Consider the following 24,685-nt stretch of genomic DNA (forward strand, 5'->3'; position numbering starts at 1 on the left):
ACGTTTCCCTCGCATTCTAATCATCCTTTTAAAATAATGAAGTATCGTTTAGCTTCTTCGTGACAAAGTTGGCGCAGAGCAAAAGAATAAAGGCAATGATTGATTTAAATAGGCCGACTGCTGTTGAATAGGAAAAACGCCCTTGGGTAATCCCCGTTTGATACACATAGGTGTCGATGACATTACTCGCGGTTTCATTAAGTTGGTTTCTCAAAATGAATACCTGATCGAAGTTGGAGTTCAAAATGCCACTAATCGCCAGAATGAACAATATTGAGACAGTCCCTTTAATCATAGGTAACGTAACCCGGAACATCTGTTGGAATCGACTTGCCCCATCGATGGTTGCCGCCTCGTACAACTCAGGTGAAACGCTCGAAATGGCGGCTAGATAAATAATCGCAGACCATCCAAGTTCCTTCCAAATATCCGAGGTAATGACGATGGTCCAGAAGTAAGATGGTTCTGCCAAGAAACTAATTGGTTCGTCGATCCAATTCAAAGCCATTAGCATATTGTTGATGATTCCGACATCCGCAAGCCAGGTCGTCAGGATCCCACCTAAAATGACCCACGACAGAAAGTGGGGTAAATACGAGATGGTTTGTACAAATCTCTTGAAACGCACATTACGAAGCTCGTTAAGAAAGAGTGCGAACAATATCGGTAGCGGAAAGCCAATGAGTAACTTAAAAAAGCTCATACCCAGCGTATTTTTTAGTACATAAAGTAGGTTTTCATCGGTCAGAAATTCTTTGAAATGCTTTAATCCAACCCAAGGCGCTTCAGCGATCGAATGAATAATATTGAACTCCTTGAACGCAATGATGATCCCGTACAATGGAATGTAGTTAAATATGATCATCCATGCTACTCCAAGCAGCACCATCATCTGCAAATACCGTTGACTGACAAACTTTCTTCCGAATTTCTTAGCCCTTGCTTTTAAGTCAGGGCGATTGGCCTGTACTCCTGGGATTGCTGATTCTCCATCCATTTGGCATCCTCCAGTTTTTTCATAACTTCTCTAGTATTGATGTGGAATGAGCTTGAAGCATAAGGGATCAAGCTATGCATGAGATAACCCAATTTCAGGTTGTTGATAGCTGGCTTAGGCTTAGGTCACTCGGCTGCATAAGATCCTACCGTAACAGGAAGCTTACCTCTCGCAGGAATGTCTCCCATGAGTACTTTGGCTAATGACTGAATAGTGAGCGGTTTGTTCTCGTAGCAGGCTAGATAGGTTTTAACCTTAGGGAAAGTTGTTAAATCGTACGGAATTCGCAGGGAAGCGACGATTAGCGCTATGCCTTCTCTTTCTGCGAGCTCCTGCACGAGTCGCTGCTGACCCGTTGAAAAGCTAGCATTATACGTAGCAACAACGACCTGCTCGTAATCCAAGCTTTCTGCTAACACATTCGCTATCTCATCTTCACTTGGATTAACGTCAATAACCTGTTCCTTGAGCCCAGTCACCCTGCTTGTCAGCATTTTACCGAGCGTTACTTCCTGGCCTTCGGGTTCAGCCGTTTCTGAGACTGGACGCATATTCGGCCATACAATATACGTTCTTGCGTCAGAGTTTAATGGGAATGTACCCTCGTTCTTAACGAGCGTAATACTTGCTTCGCTAAGCGACCTCGCGAATGTCAGCGATTCATCCGTAGCGATGATTGATGTATTCACGGGCTTACTTTGCTCGAATAGCCCATTTTTCTGTTTCAGTTTCAGTAAGCGTTCCACCGATTCCTCGATGCGTGCTTCACTGATCCTTCCGCTGCGGACAGCGGCAAGAACCGCCTCAATCCCTTCGGTTTGAAGCGAGATTTGGTGACTGATCAATACCAGATCAGCTCCTGCTTCAATTGCCATAACAGCCCCAAGACCAACACCTACACCCTTTTGGATGGCGTTCATCTCCAAACAATCGGTTGTAATGATCCCCTCGAATCCTAACTCCGTCCGAAGCAGACCCGTCAATATCTTATGGGACAATGTTGCCGGAATATCTTGATCCTCATAAGCGGGAAAGATCACATGCGCCGTCATTACTGCATCTACTCCAGAAGCAATAGCCTGCTTGAATGGAACTAATTCCACCTCATGTAACCGCTTGCGATCATGACCTACTAGTGGTAATTCATGATGGGAGTCAGCGTTCGTGTCCCCATGTCCAGGAAAGTGTTTCGTGGTGGCAGTTACACCTGCTTCCTGATACCCTTTGATTGCAGCACAGCCCATGGTAGCAACTAGACTCGGACTCTCCCCGTAAGAACGAACACCGATTACAGGGTTATCCGGATTGTTATTAACGTCTAAACAAGGAGCAAAGTCCATATTGATACCCATAGCCCGCAGTTCTCTGCCTGCGATGAAGGCCGCTTTGTGGGCCGCTTCGATATCCCTCGTCGCACCAATCGCCATATTACCAGGCATGAGAGTAACGCCCTTTTCAATCCCCGCCACCATGCCGCCCTCTTGGTCGATAGAAATAAGTAGCGGAATGCCTGATGCTTGTTGAAGATCTGCAGATAGAGTGGCTACTTGTTCTGGTGAACTAGCATTGCGGCGGAAATAGTTGACGCCGCCAATATGATAATCATTAATCAGGCTTAGAATTGCATCATTGGGCTTCGTATCATCAAACCCACACATAAACAATTGACCGACCTTTTGCTCCAAACTCATGTTTTTCAGTTGATCTCTTATCATTTGGGAACCATTCCTCCTTGATTTCCGGCGCATTACCGATCTTGTATAAATTCGATCATTTCTCCACCTGGAGCCTCAATAAAGCAAAAGCGCATTCGAACGATCTCCCCTGAATGGGCCGTAATGTCAGCGTCCATCGGTTGCCCCCTGCGAGTTGCCCCTGCAGCTTCGGCTTTGAGTAGTGATGCTTCAATATCCTCCGTGCGAATCGCCACGTGCTGCCATATGCCCATAGGGAACGAATCGTTAGATTGAAAGATCTCGATAATATCACCGTCACCTAAATCAACTAGCACAGCATGATCATTCCCGCCATCTGTGCCCCACTCGACCAAGAACTTAGCTCCCAAACCTTCTATATAGAACGCAACCGTTCGGGCCAGATCAAATGTTTTCAAGCAAACGTGGTGAATGCCTAACCGCTTATTTGTCGTATACATTTCGTTACTATCCCTCCAGAACGGATTGGATCCCCTGCAGAGAACGTTCTGCACCTTCAAAACCGGGATATGCCTTTTCAGACTCATGTTCTACAATAAGCCACTCCGTACCAGCAATCTGGCATTGCTTCGCAATTTCAGGCCAGTTATTATCGTCATCTTCCGCTCCGATAAAGCTCTCCAATCCGCTTCGGTGGGAATAGGGTTTACCGTGTACAAGTAAGGGGCGACCCGGAATTGCTGCAAGCACTTCCTCTGGATCGACACCTGCTTCCAAGCAATTGCCGGTATCTAGTTCAAGGATGATGTCATTATTCAGATGCTCACACAGCAGATCCCACGGAGTAGTTCCGTCATCGTATCGAATCTCAAATTCGTGTGCGTGCGTGTGATACCCGAGCCTCATTCCATGTTGTTGCAGTCGTTTACTTATTTGGTTCATCCTCTTAGCGTGCTGTATCCAAACCTCCGGGCAGTCCTCCTCTTGGATATGGGCAATTTCCCATGGACCGCCGAGCGCCGGAATGATCACATTTCGAGTACCTGCAAGCTTGTGATATTGAACCGTCGCGGGGAGTGTATCCGGTTGCAATAACTCCCACTCGGTATGCCAGCCACAATTCACAAGACCATTTCGTTCCAAGAGCGTCCGAATCACTTCGGGGGGGTGTACAAACTTGCCATAAAACTCAACGCCTTCGTAGCCAAGCTCTTTTACACGAAAAAGCGTTTGTTCGATGTCAGCCTGCAGCTCCCGATAAACAGAATACAACCCTAACGCAACGGATAGGGGTTTCATGAAATGCCATCCCATTTTGATACCAAGTGCTTGACGCTAGCTGCAGCCTCAGCATCCATAAGCACTTCACAGTTCGGATGCAATTGAATGATCGAAGCTGGGATGTCTGTTGTCACAGGTCCGAGCAGCGCTTGTTCGATGATCTTGGCTTTGTGCACGCCTTTGGCAACCAGGATGATTTTACGTGTGTGCATTATATTTTTGATACCGCGTGTTAGTCCACCTAACTCTAAGCTGTCCGGCACGTTAGTTTCTCTACGGACACGGGCTTCAAAGTCAGGATCCATCGGGGATACCCAAGTCTCGCTTTCAAAAGGAGTGCCGGGTTGGTTGATTCCAATGTGACCATTCATTCCGATGCCGAGCATTTGTAAATCTACGCCCCCACGACCAGCTAGTCTCTCCTCAAAAATCTTCGATTCTCTTTCAAAATCATCCGATAATGTTGGTGGCATGATGAAGTTATCTTCAGAAATACCCAGATGCCTTACTAATTGATCGTAAATCATCGTATAGCAGCTTCCTGAATACTCTCTTTCCAAATTCGTCAATTCATCAACGTTGAAGAAGGTCACTTTCGAAACATCAAATGGATACTCCCTATAAATGTCTGACACGATTCGATGCATCCCACCAGTTGTCTGTCCGGTAGATAAGCCAATGACAGAATCTGGCTTCTGCATGATTTGTGCGATAATTCTCCAAGCTGCTGTAGTATCAAATTTCTGTTCGTCCGGCATGATTGTAATTTTCATGGTTGCCTCCTCAGAGCCTAAAACTCAAATTTTCTCACTATTCTTCCTTCTCATTCTTGCGTGTCAACCAAACTTAACCCTGGGCGACGAACGATTCCGAATAGTGGACTTTCGTCAAATGTTTGTGTAACGTTACACATAAAATATCAGGTAATATTTACCCTGTCAATGTTTTATACACATATTTTCACATTTCGTTCACCGTTAACCTATCAAATACGGACTAAACTCTTATGAAATACATCAACTTATAATGCTGAATTCCAGCGTCACACCTAGGTTTTCAGCTTTTGGGATGCAATAATTGCAGTGAAATCATGTTTTTAACCCGCTTTTGTTTAGTTGACAGCTAATTTCTTGTTTGATAACCTTGTTTCGAAAACGTTACACATTCACAAAATGGTAAAGTTACCAAGTAGTCAGGAGATGTTTTCTAGTGGACAACGAGATTCCTACATCCATTCTTGCGATAGATCTAGGTGGAACCAAAATACTGCTGGGAGAGGTTACACCAGATGGAGAGGTCCTAAATACCAAGTCTTATCTCAGCGATACAACCACGCAGACTATTGCACTCGAACATATTATTCATGCAATTCATGATTATAAGAAAACAGTACCCTTCATAGCTAAGGAGCAAATAGCCATAGGGATTGGTCTTGTTGGACGAGTTGATCATGAGAATGGGATATGGCTTGAAATTGAGCCCGGTAAATCTCAAGAGACGGATGTTAAGCAGATCATCGAAGCTTTATTCCATTTGCCCTGCGGAATCGATAATGACGTAGCCTGTGCTACGAAGTCAGAACAGCACTTCGGATGGGGAACTTTATCCAATAATTTTCTATATTTGAATGTCGGTACAGGCATTGCAGCTGGCTTCGTTGTTAACAAAGAATACATTACAGGCTCACATTTCAATGCTGGTGAAATTGGGCATACAGTCGTTGCGATGGATAGCGATGTGTTATGCGGATGCGGTCGGACGGGGTGCGTAGAGCGGTTAGCATCGGGTCTAGGATTACATGAGCGGATCATTGCCTTGAAAGACGAATACCCCTCCACCTCTTTGAACATTGAAGAGGGCGAGCGCATATCAGCCTATGCCATATTTGACGGGGCTGAATCCGGAGATGAGCTCTGTTCGAAAGTTACTGAAGATGCTGCTGCGGCTCTTGCTTCAACGATTATGAATCTGGTACGGGTCAGCGATCCAGACACGATTATTCTCGGTGGTGGAGTCACGAATAACACATACTTTTTGAACAGAATTAAGCACTATTTAAATCCACGTACGATGCGCTTTGTAACCAATGGTCTTGTATTACCGAAGCATTCGCAAACCGAGAGTGGACTTATTGGCGCTGCATTGGTTGGTTTGGAGACTAGTAAATTATTACGATGAGGAGTTGGAAGGATATGAACACCAAGTTCAAAGAGGCGATTAAACAATCGGGTTATATTCATCGGCCGTTAGTGCTGGACGAGGAGTTTTCACTTGAGCATGAGCAAAAAAACAATACCGTTCTGGAAGAAAAATATCTATTCGACTCTAGGCACCCAGGTAGTGCCGGCTGGATTAATACAGGAATCTGGGACTTACTCACACTTCCTAATCAGGAGCTTCAGATAAGCTCTCCATCACTTATGCCAGACTGGCCAGAAGGTGCCCCAGAAGACGGCGACTACGTAAACTTTGGGACCGCGAGTATGGTCAAGACATTTGACCGTGAAAATTGGGAAGATTTCAACCGGATCACACTCGAGGTATATCCTAATTTCCCTGGTGTCCCTAACCCATATATTATGCTGAGGTTCAAAAATGAGGGCATTATCCCCGTTCCTGACATCTACCATCGTGAAGGCTATCATGGTATCAATCTGAACAACCACGAATGGAATACCGTACACTTGGAAATCGAAGGGTTACCTAGAGATGCGATTACTGAGCTGTCGATCGGCTACTACTTGGTCGGCAAGGAACGAACTACAGGTGATGAGCTAGAGCTACGCCTACGTAAAGTGAAACTTGAGAGGGTAGTAGAATTCGAGATCTCAAAAGGCTGGATTCCTAAACCAAATGATATTATCTTCTCCCACAGCGGATATAACTTATCCGGGATCAAAACGGCCTTTGCCTCACAATTGCCCGCTCAACGGTTCGAAGTAAAGCATGCCGAGACAAACAAGATGGCATACTCCGGCAATATCGATATCATGGAGACGGATCTAGGCAAATTCTACATTATGGATTTCTCCGAACTATCTCAAGAAGGTAGCTATTATTTACAAGTTGGGGCATTAACCTCCGAGCCATTTACTATAGGGAATAGCGTGGATATTTGGCATGCATCCGTTTGGAAAGCATTGAACTTCATTTTCTGCGAGCGGTGTGGTTATCCCGTCCCTGGCATTCATGGTAGCTGTCACGCCGATATTATCGCAACTCATGAGGATACAACCCTGTCCTTCAATGGGGGCTGGCACGATGCTGGGGATGTATCACAACAGCTAATTCAAACAGCCGAAGTGACCCTCTCCCTCTTCGAAATGGCGGAGAAGGTGAAGCTACTCGACGAAGATCTCTACCTCAGGCTATTAGAAGAAGGCGAATGGGGCTTAGATTTCATACTTAAGACACGCTTCGGCGATGGATACCGAGCGACAAGCGCCGGCATTACCCGCTGGACAGATGGGCGGATCGGCAATATGGACGATGCAGAAGCCCGCGTTCATAATCAAGCTTACGAGAATTTCTATTGTGCGGGAATTGAGGCCTACATTAGTAGCCAGCTGATAACAACGAACGATGCCCTATCCAACCGCTTGGTTCAAATTGCAAAGGAAGATTTTCAATTTGCGATAGCGGAATTTGAGCAACATGGCTTTGACCAGAAGCCCATCTTCTGGGAGCATACATATCAAACTTCGGAAAGTCTATATATGGCGACAGCTTCTTGGGCAGCATCGATGCTATACCGTATAACAAAGGATGAATGGTACGCTCTTAAAGCTGCAGAGTTTATCGCATACGTCCAAGATTGCCAAGAACTAGAGGGCATTATCCTTGATAATAGCTCCACATTATCTGGGTTTTTCTATCGCGACCCAAATAAACAGGTACTACAACATTTTAACCATCAAGCCCGGGAGCATTTGTACATGCATGCCCTTATCGCCATTCACGAAACGCAAAATAATCATCCACAAGCGGAGGGCTGGCTACAGTCCATCCAAGCTTACGGACAATATCTGAAAGATCTATCGACCTATACGTTGCCTTATCCAATGATATCGAGTGGTGTGTATCATATCAAAGAGCATTTAGACGAGAAAAGCTTTCATTATCAGCATCTTCTGACAGATCACCGTGCACAAGAGGACTATCAGGACCAGTTGAAACACGGCGTCAAATTGAATGACTCCTATTATCTGCGGAAGTTCCCCGTATGGTTTTCCTTTAGAGGCAACAATGCTGTGATCTTATCTACTGGGAAGGCCGCTTCATTAGCCGCTGCCTATTTGAAGGACCGTAATTTAAAGGAGATCGCCGAAGGACAGTTGCAGTGGATTGTGGGCAAAAATCCGTTTGGCCAATCACTGATGTATGGTGAGGGCTATCGTTATGCGCAGCAATACTCTGTTATGAGCGGTGAAATGACGGGTGAAATTCCGGTAGGGATTCAAACGTTCGGTAATGAAGATGAGCCCTACTGGCCTCAATTCAATAACGCTACCTACAAAGAAGTCTGGACGGGGAACGCCGGCAAGTGGCTGTCGATTATAGCTGATCTATATGTGAAAGATATCTAGAAATATGCAGATGTGTTAAGCCACTTTGCCGATAATTGAAGTTCAACCATCAGGATATTACACTTTCTCTTTACAACTATTACGAATGATTAGATCTGTCTTCAGTACAATTCTTTCCTTCGGCGCATTCAAGTCTTGCAAGCTGCTGATCACTTGCTTAATTCCCGTATATCCTGCAAGTTCAAGCGGCTGCTTGACTGTGCTGATAGGTTCGAATTGAAAACCGAAATCAGCCGGACGCTCATCATCGTAACCAAAAATAGATACATCGTCGGGTACAGAGAGCCCTCTCTCCTCAAGCGCCTTCATGGCTCCAAAGGCAGAGATATCCGTCGCGAAGAAGATCGCTGTCGGCCGATCTGGGTGATCCATCAGTTTATTACCACTCTCATAGCCGCACCTTATATAGGTTTCGATACTCCATACGTCATGCGTATCTCCGCCTTGAGGGACGCTGAAATCGGGGTAAATAATTAATGTCGGATCAATGGGAATCTGAGCATCCTGTAACGCTCTCATGTAACCATTAAGCCGTTCTAATGTTATCTTAAGGTTAATATTCCCTGTCACATGGGCAATCCTGCGATGTCCAAGCCCTATTAGATACTGCGTTGCTCTATAGGCACCATCTACATTGTCCATCACGACTTTATTCGCATTAACCGAATCCAAATCGTTCTCGATCAGTGTGGTAGGAAAATTAGATTGGGATAAATTCATGATAATCTCATCATCAGTAACAAGGCTTCCATAGATTAGGACCCCGTCAGCTCTCCCCTTTGTTAGGAATGCAACATGCCTCTGCTTCTTCTGAAAATCTCCACTCGCGCTGCAATAAATAATATTGTATACGCCCTCTTTATCAAACTCATCTACGCCTTTCTCTAATCCCTTAATCAGCTTACTGGCTGAGGGAGAGCTAAGGTAGTCTAGAACGATACCAATCGTATTCGTCCTTTGGAGTACAAGAGAACGCGCCAACTCGTTAGGTACGTAATTTAGATCGCGCATAGCTTGAAGGATTTTCGCTCTGGATTCCGGTTTAACTCCTTTTTGATTATTCAGTGTTCGGGATACTAGAGTAACGGATACTCCTACTCTCTCTGCTACATCTTTAATCGTTGCCATTCCTATACCTCCATTCTCATTTCTCAACATAATCTTATTATGATATTTGTTCTATACTCTATGCAATTAATCTTCCCTTGAGTGTAGCATCCAATGGGTCTCTTACCCGTTACAATCTCCAATCGAATAAGACACATGTTTTCTGCAAAGTCCCACACGCTATACTCTCATACACCCCGGCACATTCAGATGGGGACACGACTTCATAAATTCCTTCAACCTTGATCAAGCCATCCCGAATCCATTCCATGGCTCTCACCATACTATTATGATTACTGTTTGGATCGAAGTCCGTGGAATTACCCGGCAAGGACCACTCCCAACCAGAATACACATGAATGTACCCGTAGAAAATATTCAATAACAGCTCTTGCGCAAAAGTATCCGTAGAACGAAACCATGGTACGCCTATTAGATAGAGCTCTCCGCCTTTTCGCAGATTTGCCATCAAGGAATAGACCGCATTTTCCCGTCCGGAGCATTCCATTGCTAGTCCAGCAACTCCTTTTACTTCAGGCACATCGTCAAGGGAACCGTATACATGCCGCAGTCCACAGGATTGTGCAACTTCTCTACGACTCAAGTTGGGGTCGAACGCATAAACCTTGTAACCACAATGCTGCATGACCTGAGCACACATAAGTCCAACAACACCCAATCCTGTCACGAGAACCACTTCGGTCGGACGAATTCGTGTATGAATCATAGACGTCATTGATACGGCTGGAAAACGGCCAATCACTGCATGCTCCGGAAGCATCCCTGCAGGAATATGTATGATTTCGTCATCTTTCACTCGGTTATATACACGATGGGGAACCATAGCAAACACGATATCTCCTACATTGACATTCGTTACCGCGGCGCCGATCTCCTGCACTTCCATTGCCGCAGCGTAGCCGGATTCCACCGGATATGTAGTCCCTCCAAAGTAATCCATGTATGCCCCACGTTCCGAACCGGAGGAGACGAGTGAAACTACTGTACGACCGATGATATCGTGCGCAGAAAGAGGACTATCATCCCAAGCACACTTTACCAGTGCGGCCAGTTGCTTCTCTATGAATTGGACCGAATAATTATCTCTTATCGTGATAACCAACACCTACTCTCTATATGTGTAACGTTACACATATAAGTTAGCAGAATACTACGAACGTTGTCAAACGTACTTCGCTTCCATTTTGATAATTAAGCATATACTTTATCCAAGATAAGAGAGGACACTCTCCCAATCTTTACATAATCTTAAAGAACAATTAAGGTTCCACTCAGATTTGCTGGTTACAATAACACTAGGCTGAAACTCTTACATCTCTTAATCATATGATTAACACCAATAACCATGGAAAAGAGGAATTTAACTATGAACATAAAACGAGTAATCATTGCCGGAACGATGATTGTAGTTATAACCTTCGGAAATAGCGCATTAGCCGACTCCATTGCAAGCGCAAGTCCCGTAGCGAAGTGGTCCTACACTGGTGTTTCGGAGAAAGATGATTTGCTGGAAGCACTCAATCAATCGTCCGACGAGGAGCTGTATGAATCCTTATATGAAGGTAATTCCCTGTATGACATTACGACGGATCAAGGTGGAGACATCGCGAAAGTCATCCAACTGCAAACGACACAACTTATAGAGCAACTAGATAACCGCCTTCGCAGCGGCAGCATTTCCGCTGAGCAATATGCCGCGTACAAGGAAGAAGTCCAGGAAATCGTCGAACAGAGCGTCTTCACCTCTTTCGGTTAACCCTCGAAGACTCCTATGTTCGCGCGCAATAAGACCCAAGGTTATACCTGGGGTCTTCGATATTCACTCTGGCTATCGCTATTAAAATGCCTCAAGGCGGAGGAAATTCTCCGGCTTAGAGCCATTCGAGATAACCAAGTAGCGTGCTTACATATCTTTGGCATTCTTTGAATTATTAAAGAGCCTGAAACAACTGCTCCCCTTTTGCCCCGATGTATCGGTACATCACGTTACAGACCACTATCATAATAAGTCCAATGCCTAACAAAATAAGATTCCCATTTATATTGGACAAAAGAAGGGATAGACCCAACAGAATCACTATGCTGATGATACCTATAAATAGAGCTACAATAACCGCTGCGCTTTGTTTGATAACGGTAACTTCGCTTGTCCACTCCAGCTTAGGAAGTTTTAAGTTGACCAGCACACCCATTATTGCGGAGAAACAAGCATAAATCACAGGGATCACAAGCAATAGCAAGCTTTCCATCCATCCCGTGTGCAAGGATATCATCAGCAGCACACAGCTGACAACCAAGATAGGTAGGGTAACGGTAAGGTTCACCGCAACTTTGCTAAGTAGTATCGTTTGTTTCGGTACAGGTGAGCTCTTTAAAATCCATATATTCTTACCTTCAAGAGAAATGGAGCTTGACGTTGTACAGCTTATAGCGACAAACATGGATACGACTAGTGGTGCCAGTATGTTCAAATAAGTAGAAAGCTGCGGTATGTTAGTCAATTGTCCAAGCTCATCGGCATCTATGAATAGCAAGGAAATCGACATCGCAAGTAAAAGTATCATGCCGATGCTTGTATTCAGTATATATAAGGAAGAACTAAAATATCGACGCAGCTCCTTCTTATAAAGCGCGCGAAATGGCGACCCTATTGATAGCGACTTCATCTGATAGTTGCTGCTCGTATGAGAAGCCATTAACCCTGTATGAATGGCTTTATATTTTGTAGCCAGTACTGTGCAAAACAACATAAATGAAAGTAGGGATATCGCTATAAATAAGACAAATGAGCCAACCTGATAGGAGCAAACGGCATCTATATACATGGATGTAAGAGGATACAGCTTAAATATCATACCCGCCAGCCCCGTACTCATATCAGCAAATTCTTGCTCATTACCATCCACACGAAACGAGCTCGCCATAATGGCAATAACAAGTGCAAAGTTTAATAGGATATTGATCATCCGACTCGCCTTAAATCGTGAGGAGATCCAGCTGATTAGTGCGCCAACAATAGTTGCAGCAATGATCGGTACTAACGGAATAAATAAGAGTGTCATCAGAAAAAACAGATAATAAAACGAACCAGGATTTACTTTGATCGCATAAACCACCCCAGCTGGCACCATCACCATCAAAGTAAAAAATAAATTCAGCACATAGAGCTGAAGCACACGACTCGCAACAACATGGCTCGTTTTGATAGGCAATGACATAACCAAATCGTAATCTTTAAAACCGAATAATACACCGCTTGCCTTATAGATCGTTGTGAAGAGTCCGATCAGGGAGGTTACAGCCATCATAATAGCAAGTAGCAGATCCATCCGACCTATTGATTCAAAGGTCATCGCCATCGCATAGCTGTATCCAAATGAAACCACTGCAATCATGCCCACACCAATCAGAACACTGATACTCAGCAGAAGTAACTTGCGTCTTTCCTTCACATCACGAGCATGCAGTGCTTTATTCAAGCCAAAGGAAGATAGCAACTGGAGCTTCGTCAATCTCCATATATTAATCATTGGCTATCAACTCCAGGAATACATCTTCAAGACTGTTGTCACCCTTAACATCTTCTGTCCTGCCATGGGTTATTAATTTACCCGCTTTAATAATCGCAATTTTGTTACAAAGCTTTTCTGCCACGTCCAGTACATGAGTCGAGAAGAAGATTGCACTACCATTGCGGCAGAGATCCGCCATGATCGTCTTTAACGTGTGAGCAGCCTTAGGGTCAAGTCCAACAAAGGGCTCATCCAGCACTAACAGCTTAGGTTTATGGATCAGCGCAGAGATGATAGCAAGCTTCTGCTTCATACCATGGGAATACGCAGAAATCATATCACCTAGACTGGCTGTAAGCTGAAAGTCATCACTGTATTTTTTAATTAGTGCCTCACGATCGGCTTTGGATACTTTGAAGAGATCTCCTATGAAATTCAAGTACTGGATGCCGGTAAGATGATCGTATAGATCCGGGTTATCAGGAATATACGCAGTAATGGCTTTACAGGCTACCGGATCCTTTTTAATCGAGATACCATCAATTTCAATATCTCCTTCTTTAAAATCAAGCACACCCACCACCGACCGAATGGTCGTTGTTTTGCCTGCTCCGTTATGTCCGATAAAGCCATAAATATCACCACGCTCGACCACTAAATTCAAGTCGTCTACCGCCTTCTTACCACCCTTATACCGTTTGGAAAAATGTTTTATTGTGAGCATCTTCCATCACCTCTTCATTAGCTTATATAAAACGCTTGGAATAGCGTCCTATCATCTTCTTCATCCGATTTTTCTAGTTGAACAACTATTATACGAATAGCCTAACCTAAACGTTCAATTGCCTCATCAAAAAAAATAAAAAGGTATGCTGCCTCGGCAACATACCTTCTCTATTATATGCAGAATCGCTGGATGCCGCTGTTCAAATTGCCGGCCAATTCAAGGAGCAGCTCAGATGAGCTTTCATTCACGATTCAGAACGTGGGTTCGAATCCAACTTTCTAGCTCGTTGCTCTCTATCCTGAAGGCATTCTCAGTCTCATTAGGATGGAGCTCAATACCATGGGAGTTACCGAACAGAACCAACTCGACTTGATACCCATCCTCAAAAGAAATAGACCCTGAACCGGAAGCCCCGTATATACTCCCTGTATCGAATGGCTCCAATCGCGCCTCCTTGATCAGTTCCACGACCTCGTTCCTCTCTTCAACCGTCAAACTTATTTTATCGATCATACCAAATGAGATTTCTGACACTACTCCGGTCTCCAGCCGTTGCTGGAATTTCTTCTCCCATTTAGCATCCGAACCACCTGTAAACATAGAGGCACAGCTCGAAACGATTAGAATAAATCCAGCAAGTGAGGCTATGACGCCTACGGTTCGATGCATAGCGAGTGCTGCGTCGCTCGGTTCCGCATCTTTAATTTTCCAACCAATAGATAAATACCAGGCTGAGTACGGTGATGCGACCCCTAAGATTCCTATGACAAGCAGAATGAACCCAAATAATCCATTCATGGAAGCCCTCCTTAATTGTTATGGATATAGTATCAAACGCTTTATTTAGGAATAAGTTCCCCTTATTTGGTTCACAAAAAAAGAAGAGGGGTGATCAGTCCCTCTCCTTTTTTGCGTTTAATGTATCAATCTCTGAATTGATATAGAAGCTAAGATCTAGCTCCATAGAGTAAGGCACCGATAGCTCCAGAATATTCACCATTCTTAACAAATACGGGTGAAGCTCCTCTAAGCAGAGTATATCTTTGCACAGTCTCGCTAAGTAACTCATTGTCTATAAACGTGGATCCAATAAAAACAACAGATGAGACGCCACAATTTTGAGCCGCAAGAACACTAGTCGTTGCTACGGTTTCCCCTACAAGCCCTACTACCGAGGCCAAAAGCTCTTCATGTGTAAGCTCATCCGTAGAAGGTAACTTTAGCATTCTGCCAAAATTACTTGCCGTCAGATCTCCTGGAATTGGAGGCTCTGCATCCTCATAAATATGACTCACTTTCAAATCGATTCGATCCCGTTCTCCTTTGGACGCTAGTTTGACGATGTCTTCATAATCGGTTAAACCAGTCAACAGACGAGCTAAACCTAATAATGTACCACCACCAACCCCCGTTCCTCCGATACGTTCATGCTTAGTTTTTCCAGCATGATGAATCGAAGTTCCCGTCCCCACATTGGTTACTATATATTCTTGCTGCTTCGAATCATATTTATTAAGAAGATACTGTACTCCGCGACATGTTGCCTCGAACTCAACAATATGTAAAGGTTTTCCTATCATAAATGATTCAAACAATTCAGCCTTACCACCGGTAAGACATATCTTTGCATCATCCAACTTATTCATCTCTATAGCGACGTTTTCTATTTGGGCGACAGGGAATTTGTTAAAACTCAGAACATCATTCTCCATACTCACAACTTTGATTAGCGTGCCGCCAACATCAATACCAATATTCTTAATTGCTATGCACTCCTTCTCAGCGAAAATCCACCAACTTATTGTGGCATACTGCATATCAATTGTTCAACTATGTATATATATTTAGCGAAAACTATTCCATAATATCCAACATTATAGTATTAATTACGAATTCGATCATTGCACAAAAAACCAACTCCATTAACGGAGTTGGTTTTAGATCCACTTTATAGAGCATCACTCGCTTGGGCAGCAAGATGCAGTTCCCTATACTTGGCTGGGGTAATTCCCTCTTTCTTTCGAAAGGTGGCAACGAAATGGCTAACGTCATTGTAACCTGCTAATAGAGACACCTCTTTAAGCGCCATGCCGGGATTCGTCACCATAATTTTTTTGGCTTCCCGAATTCGAAGTTGAATCAAAAAAGAATAGGGGCTCATGCCGAATGCATCGCGGAACAGCTCATTCAAATAAGAAACACTCATATTAGCTTGTCCTACAATTTCCGGTAGTCCGACGTTGGCAGAACAATTTTCCTCCATCCATTGTACAACGGGACGCAGCTTATCATAATACTGGGACAATGAGGGCTGATCATTTGGCATGCCAAATTTTTTCAGTAGCATCAGAAAGTGATACAACTCTGTAGACGACTCCAATCCAGAGAATTCGGCATCCCGATCGACCTTATGAATCATCTCCCCAATGACATTCGTGAAGCTAAACTGATCCGACTCGGTATAAATAGCCGATTGGTTCATTCCTATTGAATCCAATATCGCAGCTACAGCCACACCACCAAATGTAATGTAAGCAGTCGACCAACGATCGGATACAGGATAATAGAAATGAGGGGTAAAAGGCGTTATCAATACTCCCTTGCCTGCAGTTAGCGAGACCCTTGATCCTGAAAACTCAAAGATTCCCTCCCCTTCTAGCGTGTGAAGCCAGTGATAATAGGGATATCCATCCGGTCGATTGAATATGCGTTCCCATGCACTGTAACCGATCGTTTCGACATACAGCGGAAGCGAACGCTCTAATGAATTAAATACACATCTGATGTTCTCATTGCTCCATCTCATGGATCATCCCACCTGTTAGCAACCAGTCTAGTTATGGATAATTCCCACTACTTGCCGACAATTATACCATGCTCAAAATTTTCGGAATACATTTAGGGAGTCCAGCGCATTTCCTTTGAAGTCGAATAATCCTTGGTTGGCCCAATGATTCCCCATCGTAGCGATATCATTCCCGTAGTTCATACCGGCATAGCTCGCCCAGCTTGACCCTTCCACAGGCAACCATGCGGGCTCCCAATAGACGATTCCGAGTCCCTTATTATTAGGGACCTGCTGCACCGTCGTCATCAAATCATGCAGAAATTGCGCTTGACCTTCTACTGTAGCTGGATACCCGGCTTGATTAGATAGATACTCTGTAAAAATATCATGTCCAGACGGACTTTCTGACGTAAATCCGTAAGCGGTCTCTACGACAAGCACCTCTTTGTCATAACGAACACTTATATCTTCCATATTGAATCGCAGCTCTTCTAAGGTTCCATGCCAAATCGGATAATAAGATAATCCTATGATATCGTAATCAACATCTCTCGCACTCATCTCATCGAACCAAGTTCGGTACAGAATGTTAGAACCCCCTGCATCAAGATGCAAGATGATTCTCATCGAGCCCGCTTCTCTTACCGCCCGAACTCCTGCCTTTAACAGACTAGCCAATCGATCATAGGATAATTTCCACTCTTCTTCATCCACGGCTTCGAACTTTTTCTCTTCAAAAAGATACTTAGGCGTCTTACCATCAGGCCACAACATACCGTTCGTGGTCTCATTCCCAACCTGCACGATATCCGGAAGAACGTCACAAGCTCTGCATACGTCTAGAACCTCTTTGGTGTAAAGGTAAACTTTCTCCTCCAATTGTTCACCGGAAAAGGATTGCCACGCCTTTGGCTTCGACTGCTTTTTCGGATCCGTCCAAAAATCGCTGTAATGGATGTTAAGCATAAACTGAAGTCCTTGTTCTTTAGCTCTTTTAGCTAACTCAATCGTTGTCTCCAAATCATTAGTTCCGCCCAAATAAGGCTCGCCTTCTTCATCATAAGGATTCAACCATAATCGCAGCCGGACTGCATTCAACTCTTTGATACGTAATATTTCAAATAGATCCTTTTTCTCATTGTCGAGGAAGTATTCTCCCCCTAAGGTTTCCACTTCAGTCAGCATAGAAATATCTACGCCTTTCATAAAAGTATGGCTCATCTCTATCTATCCTTCCTATCCTTTGTCTCCACCAGCCGACAACCCGTTAATCAAATATTTCTGAAGCACAATATATAGAACCGCGATTGGAATAGCTACCAACACCGATCCTGATGCAAACAACGTGAACTCATTCCTGGTCTGATCGATAATCATCGAATACAGGCCAATGGCAACCGTCTTCTTCTCTTCGCTAGAAATAAGCAACCTTGGCAATATAAAATCCATCCATGGTGCAGCAAATTGTAATACAGCTACAAAAGTCAGCATGGGTGACGCTAACGGTATAATAATTTTCGTGAAAATTTGTGTACGTGAGGCACCGTCGATTAAGGCCGCCTCATCAAAACTCGGTGAAATATTGTCGAGATATCCTTTAAGTAGCCATATATTATAGGGCAATTGAGCAGCGATACCCACAACGACTAGACCGACTAAGCTGTCCAGCAGGCCAAAGTTCAGAAACAGCATATACACAGCAATTGCTGTTAAGAAGGCTGGGAACATTTGCAGAACTAGAATCGTCAACAGACTCGCTTTTTTTCCTTTAAATTTGAATCTTGAAAACGCGTATGCTCCTAAAGTCGAGAGAAGGACACCAAACACCATGTTACTTAGGGCAACTTTGAGCGTGTTCATATACCATATTGGAAAATTCGTGTTCTGAAAAAGATCCTTATAGTTCTGCAAGGTGGGATTGTGTGGTATGGCAGAAGCATTAGCGAGTCCCTTCGAACTACCGAAGGAAGAACCTACAATCCAAACCAAAGGGTAGATAACGACAAGCGCCACAACAATCAATTCCATGTAGATCAGGACTGTTTTGAATACTCCTGCAACGTTTTTACGCTTACGATTCATAGCTTAAAGCTCCTCAAACGATTTCGATTTCCGTAGATTTAGTAGCGAGAAACTAGCAACGATCAGGAAGACGATGATGGACATGACTGCACCCATATTGTAAAGTCGGTTATCGAGAGTTAACTTGTACAACCAAGTAATCAATAAATCAGTATTACCTGCAAAATTATAATTCGGATTAGCTGGTCCACCTTCCGTTAGGAAGTAGATGACGCCGAAGTTATTAAAATTGCTAACAAAGGACAACATCAACAGAGGTGCCGTTGCTTTGTATACAATAGGTAACGTGATTCTCCAGAACATCTGCCCAGAACTAGCTCCATCTATGCGGGCTGCTTCATAAAGGCTCTCCGAGACATTTGTGAGCGTACCCCCGATAAGTGCCATGAAGTAGGGAAAGCCAAGCCACAAATTGACCAACAGCGCTAATATCCGTGCAAGCGTCGTATGATTGGGATCTGTGAACCAGTTAATCCTTTCAGACGTAAGGCCGATATCAAGTAGAAATTGACTGACTGGACCAAACTGCCCGTTAAACATCGACTTGAACACGAGCGCAGAGATCATGGCTGGTACTGCCCATGGCAAAATGTAGATACTGCGCCAAAACCTTTTAAATTTCACGGCGGAGTCATTTAGAAGAACGGCTTGGAAGAATCCAAAGAAGTAGGTCGTCACGGTAGCAACGATTGCCCATACGAAGGTCCAAGCCAAGACACCTAGAAATGTATGCATCCATGAGAACACTTGCGTCACCGTTATAAAGTTGTCCAGCCCGACCCAATGCACAAGTTTGGTAGGCGGAGTATTATTACGACTGTAATCGGTAAATGCGATCATTACACCAAATACAATCGGCAGTACACTTATAAATAACAACAACACCGCACTGGGGGATAGCACGATATACGCATACATCGAACCCCATATTTTTTGGAAATACTGCAGCGAACTTTCCCACTTACCTGTTTCATTAATTGCGCTTCTACTTTTAGCTGCATCTTTTATATTCCATACGTAGAGGAACAATAGAATAAGGATAACTAACAAAGAGATAATCCCATTCGCCATCAGTACAATGGAATGATCGCCCGCGGTAAGACCGGTCAGCCCCATCTTCCGCGGTTGCGTACCTAACGTGATTAATCCCCATATTCCCTTTAAGAAAAAGCCGCCATTCACGCGAAGGCTATAACCGCCACTCATATTCAGGTAGTTGCCAGTTACAATTTCTGCTGTAATACTCCCCGTTCCTATAAGAAAGAAGAGAAGCCCCTTTAAGTACTGCCTATTCAATACTTGTCCAGAGCCCCAAATAATGGCGGACAACAATCCAACTAACCAATTTGGTGTTTGTTTGATTTGCGAATCTTTCATTTCTCTCACCTTTATCTCTGCACAGTTTCAGGCATTTAGGTTAGTTACCTAAACCCTTCAAATCTGCGTATTCTTTCTCTGCCTTCGCTTGCGCCTCTTCAACTGACAGCAGGTTATCCCATACATTTACAATAAGTGCATTGCCTGCAGTATAGAGATACTCTGGAAGTTGCGGAGTTAAATCGGCATTTTCAGATTGAGCGATAATACCCGCGATATGATCGTTCCCATCGATACCTTCTACGTTTTGAATCTGGTCACTCTTAAGTGCCGGAATCGCTCCAATCGATTGGTGCAGTGCAGCTGCGCCTTCATTGGATGCCATGAAATTAGCGAATACCCGTGCAGCGGCTGGGTACTTCGAATATCCGGATACAGCAGCTACCGTAATACCTGTTAAGGACGAGGCTACCTCACCCGAAGCTACTTTAGGTAATTTCGCCACACCGTATTCAAAGCCGACTTCCTGTGCAGCCGCATCGAAATCCTTGAATACCCATGGGCCTGTAATTATATAAGGTGTTTTACCTTTGATAAACTCATTTTCGATCGAGTCATAGGTTGCGTCTGCAGAGTTAACATTCCAGATGTCTCGTAGGGATTTGTAATATTCCAAACCTTTCGTAAGCTCTGCCGATGTAAAGTTTGGTTTAGACAAATCACTGTCTTCAAAAAGATGCCAACCCAAGGAAGATAACACAGGGTAAGAATAATACAATTGGCCTGTTAGGAAACGGATCGTCCATTGGTTTGTAGCGTTGTTGTTATATCCCTTAGCAAGCTCTGCGATCTCTTCCCATGTTGCCGCAGGTTGGTCGCTTCCTGTAAGTTCCTTCAATAATGTCTTGTTATAAAAGAGTGCTATCGATTCGGTCGAGATCGGAACGCCGAACATTTGATCTTCGTTACTTACTACCTCAATAAAGGTAGCTGGCACTCTCTCTTTTAGCGATTCACTATACTGACCAAGGGGTGCGGCAGTTGCATTATCGATAGCCATTCCGAGCTTATCGTAACTCAACATGAAGACGTCAGCGCCTTTACCGGCTTCTCCATCCAATCCCATGCGTTCCACACTTTCAACTTTTGGAACAATTTCATATTCAACTTTAACTTCTGGATATTTGACTTTGAATGCCGCAATGAGTGCTTTGGCATAATCCTCATATTCGACCCAAATCTTCAATGCTTGTTCACCCGAAGCAACTTCCGCTTCCATTACATATTCCTTCGCAGCAGAATCCCATTCCAGCTCGCTTCCCGCTTCAGAATTTGATGAATTTGGAGTATTAGCTGTATTATTAGATCCTGTCCCACAGCCGGATAACACCAGTACATTTACAAGTACGAAGATGACGGAAAATAGTCCGATTTTTCTCAATTTAATCCCCCTTACAAATTTTATCTTTCTTTAAGAAACCGTTCTCATAAATTATAGAACGTACTTAAACCAATTTATATATAATAAACATAGGGCTAAGAGTATAACAATCTATTGCCCTACGTTATACTTACTCTACAAAATGAACGGAGTGGTAGTATCAAAATTATTGTTTTTGGTGCAACAGGTGGGGTAGGTCAATGTGTGGTAAAGCAGGCGTTAGAAAGGGGTTTTGAGGTGACCGCATTTGTACGTACACCTTCAAAATTACAAGTGAAACATGAGCAACTACATATTATCCAAGGTGATGGCTTCAATAGAGTAGAGGTTACCCAAGCCATTGCAGGACATGACGCAGTTGTATCCTGTTTAGGCTCTAGTCAAGGTATGAAAAAATCTACGGAGCTAGCAGAGATGACCAAAAATATAGTAGATGGAATGATGGACCATAAAATCTATCGAATCGTCTATACAGCTTCTGCAGGCATTCATAATGAAATTCCGGGTATTAGTGGGAAATTAGTCATGAAAATGCTAAAGAATGCGCTGATAGATCATCAAGGCGCCGTTAATTATATTGTGGCAAATAAACTGAACTATACCATTGCCAGGCCCATGGGGTTGACGAATAAACCTTTGACAGGACAGTATAGGGAATCTGCTACAAGCGTACCTGATAAGTCAAAAACGATTTCACGTGCTAATGTAGCAGATTTTATCGTGAAGGCATTAGGGGATTCAACATACGATTGCTCATCGATCGGGATTGCTGATTAAAAGAATTCTATAGACGCAAAATAGGTGTTAACGGCTATTCGTGGTAAACTGGCTTTAATTATTGCCGTAATAAACACATCTATGGGGAGGCATAATGCTATGAAAGAGCATGACGCAAAGTACTATATATCCAAACTAGGACTGGATGCACATCCAGAGGGTGGATATTATAAAAGAACATTTGAATCTGAGGAACAAACTTCAGATCAGGAATTAACCGTAGATTTTGAAGGGAAAAGAAAGTTGTATACAAGTATCTACTTTCTCTTAGGTTCTAATGATATCTCACATTTCCATCGTCTGAAGTCCGATGAATTATGGTATTATCATGCAGGAAGTCCATTAACAGTTCATGTTATTGATGAACATGGGGCTTATATAGAGCATAAACTAGGGCTAAACTTGGACAAGGGGGAGTCTCCGCAAGTGTTAGTTCCCAAAAACTCGATCTTTGGATCCTCCGTTATGGATGAAAATACATTCTCCTTAGTAGGGTGCATGGTTTCGCCTGGGTTTGAATTTAGGGACTTTGAGTTATTTACACAAGATGAACTTTTGTCTAAATATCCTCAACATAAAGATATAATCATGAAGTTGGCCTATGAGGCCATTCCAGTTTAGTCTGACTGACTATCAAATGAGACAAATAAAAACACCTCCGCTTGAAAAAATGGGTATGAACTACCGATTCATTCAGGTGTGGAGGTGTTTTTTCTGAGCATCAAGACATTCAGAACATTAACTTTGATATTGCTTGTTTTTACTTAGACCGAGCGTCTGCGCTGTTGATGTATGAATTTTGTGTAAAAGCTCTGGGTTATCCTTGAGTGATACCCCATAGGAAGGAATCATTTCTTTTATTTTCGGCTCCCACTCTTTTAAATGTTGCGGGAAGCATTTTTTGATGATCTCTAGCATGACGTGAACGGCAGTGGAAGCACCTGGAGAAGCGCCTAGCAATGCAGCTATCGAACCATCATCATTACTCACAACTTCCGTACCAAATTGCAGCATTCCTTTGCCATCAGCAGTATCTTTGATCACTTGTACGCGTTGGCCCGCCACCACTAGATCCCAATCCTCACTCCTCGCGTTCGGAACAAACATTCTTAATTCTTCCATACGCTTCTCTTTAGATAACACAACTTGCTGAATCAGATATTTTGTCAATGGAACGTTTTTTACACCTGAAGCCAACATAGTTAGAAGATTATCCGGTTTTACGGAAGTTATCAAATCAAACATGGAGCCTGTTTTTAAGAACTTAGGTGAAAAACCTGCAAAGGGTCCAAAGAGTAACGATTTTTTATTATCGATAAATCTTGTGTCAAGATGCGGAATGGACATTGGAGGAGCACCCACCGCAGCTTTACCATATACTTTCGCGTGATGCTGAGCTACAACATCCGGATTGTTACACACCATAAATACTCCGCTTACCGGGAATCCCCCTGTCTTTTTCCCTTCAGGAATTCTGGACTTTTGAAGTAAATGTAGGCTTCCACCCCCACCGCCGATAAAAACGAACTTTGCAGTATGGCGTTGCACGGTACCGGTATATTCATTTCGCACTTTTAATTCCCATGAACCATCGCTAGTACGCTTAATATCATTAACCTGATGTTTGTAATTGATATCGACGTTTTTACTCTTTAAGTGGTCAAATAACATGCGGGTTAATGCACCGAAATTGACATCCGTTCCTGAGTCAATTTTGGTTGCAGCTATAGGTTCCTTGGATGTTCGGCCATTCATAATAAGCGGAATCCATTCCATTAGCTTCCCTGGATCATCGGATAGTTCCATCCCTTGAAACAGAGGATTATTTGAAAGCGCTTCAAACCGTTTCTTCAAAAATGTTACATTGTTTTCCCCTTGAACTAGACTCATATGAGGCAATTGCATGATAAAATCCTGCGGATTATGTATCAGATTACTGTTTACAAGATAAGACCAGAATTGCATGGATACCTGAAACTGTTCATTAATTTTTATAGCTTTGCTAATATCTATAGATCCGTCCGGTTGTTCAACGGTGTAGTTAAGTTCACACAGTGCTGCATGTCCCGTTCCCGCATTATTCCATTCGTTAGAGCTTTCCTCGCCTGCGTTCGCGAGCTTCTCAAATACTCTAATTTCCCAGTCCGGTGCTAATTCTTTCAACAGTGTCCCCAGTGTGGCACTCATAATTCCGGCACCAATTAAAATAACGTCCGTTTTAATTTGTCTGTTATCCATTTTCACCATCCTTATCTCTTAAACTTTTCTGTTCCCGTAATAATCTGATCGTAGTCTATCACAATTACTAATAAATTAAAATATTCACAATTTATATAAAAGGTATAACTAATACTCGGTAGGCTCCTCGAACCATACTAGCAAATTTTTTATTGA

Annotated in this window: 22 protein-coding genes; 5 read left to right on the forward strand and 17 right to left on the reverse strand. The window is 43.4% G+C overall.

Features of this window, described 5'->3' with window-relative positions; genetic code table 11:
• Positions 1–28: 28 nt before the first annotated feature.
• From NST85_RS28330 to NST85_RS28350, 5 genes are all read right to left on the reverse strand, one after another.
• Positions 29–997 (reverse strand): ABC transporter permease, encoded by a 969-nt coding sequence (locus NST85_RS28330; RefSeq protein ID WP_341190983.1) that lies wholly within the window; start codon positions 995–997, stop codon positions 29–31.
• A 125-nt stretch (positions 998–1,122) separates the two neighbouring features.
• Positions 1,123–2,712 (reverse strand): beta-N-acetylhexosaminidase, encoded by a 1,590-nt coding sequence (gene nagZ / locus NST85_RS28335; RefSeq protein ID WP_341190984.1) that lies wholly within the window; start codon positions 2,710–2,712, stop codon positions 1,123–1,125.
• 32 nt (positions 2,713–2,744) lie between these two features.
• On the reverse strand, positions 2,745–3,152 hold the full coding sequence (locus NST85_RS28340) for a VOC family protein (RefSeq protein ID WP_307400387.1): 408 nt from the start codon (positions 3,150–3,152) through the stop codon (positions 2,745–2,747).
• A gap of 7 nt (positions 3,153–3,159) precedes the next feature.
• Positions 3,160–3,951, reverse strand: a complete 792-nt coding sequence (locus NST85_RS28345; RefSeq protein WP_341190985.1) for a sugar phosphate isomerase/epimerase family protein — start codon at positions 3,949–3,951, stop codon at positions 3,160–3,162.
• Entirely contained in the window at positions 3,948–4,706 is a 759-nt protein-coding gene (locus tag NST85_RS28350) for a 6-phosphogluconolactonase (protein WP_307400382.1), read from the reverse strand. The genes NST85_RS28345 and NST85_RS28350 overlap by 4 nt, the downstream gene beginning before the upstream one ends.
• Positions 4,707–5,142: 436 nt before the next feature.
• Between NST85_RS28350 and NST85_RS28355 the strand changes: the two genes are divergently transcribed.
• Together NST85_RS28355 and NST85_RS28360 are read left to right on the forward strand one after the other, a co-directional pair.
• Complete coding sequence (locus NST85_RS28355; RefSeq protein ID WP_341190986.1) at positions 5,143–6,111, forward strand: ROK family protein; 969 nt, start codon at positions 5,143–5,145, stop codon at positions 6,109–6,111.
• A 14-nt stretch (positions 6,112–6,125) separates the two neighbouring features.
• On the forward strand, positions 6,126–8,519 hold the full coding sequence (locus tag NST85_RS28360) for a glycoside hydrolase family 9 protein (protein WP_341190987.1): 2,394 nt from the start codon (positions 6,126–6,128) through the stop codon (positions 8,517–8,519).
• A gap of 57 nt (positions 8,520–8,576) precedes the next feature.
• Here NST85_RS28360 and NST85_RS28365 read toward each other — a convergent pair whose 3' ends face one another.
• Together NST85_RS28365 and NST85_RS28370 are read right to left on the reverse strand one after the other, a co-directional pair.
• Positions 8,577–9,647 carry a LacI family DNA-binding transcriptional regulator gene (locus NST85_RS28365; protein WP_170220153.1) on the reverse strand — a complete coding sequence of 357 codons (1,071 nt, stop codon included), beginning with the start codon at positions 9,645–9,647 and terminating at the stop codon, positions 8,577–8,579.
• 109 nt (positions 9,648–9,756) lie between these two features.
• On the reverse strand, positions 9,757–10,749 hold the full coding sequence (locus NST85_RS28370) for a zinc-binding dehydrogenase (RefSeq protein WP_341190988.1): 993 nt from the start codon (positions 10,747–10,749) through the stop codon (positions 9,757–9,759).
• Between the two features lie 264 nt (positions 10,750–11,013).
• On the opposite strand from NST85_RS28370, the gene NST85_RS28375 reads away from it, so the two are divergent.
• Positions 11,014–11,403, forward strand: a complete 390-nt coding sequence (locus tag NST85_RS28375; protein ID WP_127191556.1) for a hypothetical protein — start codon at positions 11,014–11,016, stop codon at positions 11,401–11,403.
• 175 nt (positions 11,404–11,578) lie between these two features.
• On the opposite strand, the gene NST85_RS28380 is transcribed toward NST85_RS28375, so the two are convergent.
• The 9 genes from NST85_RS28380 to NST85_RS28420 form a co-directional block, all read right to left on the reverse strand.
• Positions 11,579–13,177 (reverse strand): hypothetical protein, encoded by a 1,599-nt coding sequence (locus tag NST85_RS28380; RefSeq protein ID WP_341190989.1) that lies wholly within the window; start codon positions 13,175–13,177, stop codon positions 11,579–11,581.
• On the reverse strand, positions 13,170–13,883 hold the full coding sequence (locus tag NST85_RS28385; protein ID WP_341190990.1) for an ABC transporter ATP-binding protein: 714 nt from the start codon (positions 13,881–13,883) through the stop codon (positions 13,170–13,172). The genes NST85_RS28380 and NST85_RS28385 overlap by 8 nt, the downstream gene beginning before the upstream one ends.
• Before the next feature lie 243 nt (positions 13,884–14,126).
• Positions 14,127–14,684: a DUF6199 family natural product biosynthesis protein gene (locus NST85_RS28390; protein ID WP_341190991.1), complete on the reverse strand. Its 558-nt coding sequence runs from the start codon at positions 14,682–14,684 to the stop codon at positions 14,127–14,129.
• Positions 14,685–14,833: 149 nt separating this feature from the next.
• Entirely contained in the window at positions 14,834–15,703 is an 870-nt protein-coding gene (coaW, locus tag NST85_RS28395; RefSeq protein ID WP_341190992.1) for a type II pantothenate kinase, read from the reverse strand.
• A gap of 131 nt (positions 15,704–15,834) precedes the next feature.
• On the reverse strand, positions 15,835–16,692 hold the full coding sequence (locus NST85_RS28400; protein WP_127191549.1) for an AraC family transcriptional regulator: 858 nt from the start codon (positions 16,690–16,692) through the stop codon (positions 15,835–15,837).
• A 72-nt stretch (positions 16,693–16,764) separates the two neighbouring features.
• Positions 16,765–17,895, reverse strand: a complete 1,131-nt coding sequence (locus NST85_RS28405) for a glycoside hydrolase family 53 protein (protein WP_341190993.1) — start codon at positions 17,893–17,895, stop codon at positions 16,765–16,767.
• 15 nt (positions 17,896–17,910) lie between these two features.
• Positions 17,911–18,756, reverse strand: a complete 846-nt coding sequence (locus tag NST85_RS28410) for a sugar ABC transporter permease (RefSeq protein ID WP_341190994.1) — start codon at positions 18,754–18,756, stop codon at positions 17,911–17,913.
• A 3-nt stretch (positions 18,757–18,759) separates the two neighbouring features.
• Entirely contained in the window at positions 18,760–20,133 is a 1,374-nt protein-coding gene (locus NST85_RS28415) for a carbohydrate ABC transporter permease (protein WP_307400353.1), read from the reverse strand.
• A 40-nt stretch (positions 20,134–20,173) separates the two neighbouring features.
• Positions 20,174–21,514 (reverse strand): extracellular solute-binding protein, encoded by a 1,341-nt coding sequence (locus NST85_RS28420; protein WP_307400351.1) that lies wholly within the window; start codon positions 21,512–21,514, stop codon positions 20,174–20,176.
• Between the two features lie 114 nt (positions 21,515–21,628).
• Here NST85_RS28420 and NST85_RS28425 point away from each other — a divergent pair, with 114 nt between their 5' ends.
• Both NST85_RS28425 and NST85_RS28430 read left to right on the forward strand, forming a co-directional pair.
• Positions 21,629–22,291 (forward strand): NAD(P)-dependent oxidoreductase, encoded by a 663-nt coding sequence (locus NST85_RS28425; RefSeq protein WP_341190995.1) that lies wholly within the window; start codon positions 21,629–21,631, stop codon positions 22,289–22,291.
• Positions 22,292–22,390: 99 nt separating this feature from the next.
• Positions 22,391–22,912 carry a cupin domain-containing protein gene (locus NST85_RS28430; RefSeq protein ID WP_341190996.1) on the forward strand — a complete coding sequence of 174 codons (522 nt, stop codon included), beginning with the start codon at positions 22,391–22,393 and terminating at the stop codon, positions 22,910–22,912.
• A 117-nt stretch (positions 22,913–23,029) separates the two neighbouring features.
• Here NST85_RS28430 and NST85_RS28435 read toward each other — a convergent pair whose 3' ends face one another.
• Positions 23,030–24,529 (reverse strand): malate:quinone oxidoreductase, encoded by a 1,500-nt coding sequence (locus tag NST85_RS28435; protein ID WP_341190997.1) that lies wholly within the window; start codon positions 24,527–24,529, stop codon positions 23,030–23,032.
• Between the last annotated feature and the right edge of the window lie 156 nt (positions 24,530–24,685).

The organism is Paenibacillus sp. FSL K6-2524, from assembly GCF_038005525.1.
GTDB lineage: Bacteria > Bacillota > Bacilli > Paenibacillales > Paenibacillaceae > Fontibacillus > Fontibacillus anaericanus.

What these genes read in the sequence shown, in the direction of transcription:
- NST85_RS28380 (WP_341190989.1), bottom strand. Translation starts at nt 13,177, where the DNA reads ATGATTAATATATGGAGATTGACGAAGCTCCAGTTGCTATCTTCCTTT.
- NST85_RS28360 (WP_341190987.1), top strand. Translation starts at nt 6,126, where the DNA reads ATGAACACCAAGTTCAAAGAGGCGATTAAACAATCGGGTTATATTCAT.
- NST85_RS28330 (WP_341190983.1), bottom strand. Translation starts at nt 997, where the DNA reads ATGGATGGAGAATCAGCAATCCCAGGAGTACAGGCCAATCGCCCTGAC.
- NST85_RS28345 (WP_341190985.1), bottom strand. Translation starts at nt 3,951, where the DNA reads ATGAAACCCCTATCCGTTGCGTTAGGGTTGTATTCTGTTTATCGGGAG.
- coaW (WP_341190992.1), bottom strand. Translation starts at nt 15,703, where the DNA reads ATGCAGTATGCCACAATAAGTTGGTGGATTTTCGCTGAGAAGGAGTGC.
- NST85_RS28435 (WP_341190997.1), bottom strand. Translation starts at nt 24,529, where the DNA reads ATGGATAACAGACAAATTAAAACGGACGTTATTTTAATTGGTGCCGGA.
- NST85_RS28340 (WP_307400387.1), bottom strand. Translation starts at nt 3,152, where the DNA reads ATGTATACGACAAATAAGCGGTTAGGCATTCACCACGTTTGCTTGAAA.
- NST85_RS28415 (WP_307400353.1), bottom strand. Translation starts at nt 20,133, where the DNA reads ATGAAAGATTCGCAAATCAAACAAACACCAAATTGGTTAGTTGGATTG.
- NST85_RS28350 (WP_307400382.1), bottom strand. Translation starts at nt 4,706, where the DNA reads ATGAAAATTACAATCATGCCGGACGAACAGAAATTTGATACTACAGCA.
- NST85_RS28365 (WP_170220153.1), bottom strand. Translation starts at nt 9,647, where the DNA reads ATGGCAACGATTAAAGATGTAGCAGAGAGAGTAGGAGTATCCGTTACT.
- nagZ (WP_341190984.1), bottom strand. Translation starts at nt 2,712, where the DNA reads ATGATAAGAGATCAACTGAAAAACATGAGTTTGGAGCAAAAGGTCGGT.
- NST85_RS28390 (WP_341190991.1), bottom strand. Translation starts at nt 14,684, where the DNA reads ATGAATGGATTATTTGGGTTCATTCTGCTTGTCATAGGAATCTTAGGG.
- NST85_RS28375 (WP_127191556.1), top strand. Translation starts at nt 11,014, where the DNA reads ATGAACATAAAACGAGTAATCATTGCCGGAACGATGATTGTAGTTATA.
- NST85_RS28430 (WP_341190996.1), top strand. Translation starts at nt 22,391, where the DNA reads ATGAAAGAGCATGACGCAAAGTACTATATATCCAAACTAGGACTGGAT.
- NST85_RS28410 (WP_341190994.1), bottom strand. Translation starts at nt 18,756, where the DNA reads ATGAATCGTAAGCGTAAAAACGTTGCAGGAGTATTCAAAACAGTCCTG.
- NST85_RS28405 (WP_341190993.1), bottom strand. Translation starts at nt 17,895, where the DNA reads ATGAGCCATACTTTTATGAAAGGCGTAGATATTTCTATGCTGACTGAA.
- NST85_RS28385 (WP_341190990.1), bottom strand. Translation starts at nt 13,883, where the DNA reads ATGCTCACAATAAAACATTTTTCCAAACGGTATAAGGGTGGTAAGAAG.
- NST85_RS28400 (WP_127191549.1), bottom strand. Translation starts at nt 16,692, where the DNA reads ATGAGATGGAGCAATGAGAACATCAGATGTGTATTTAATTCATTAGAG.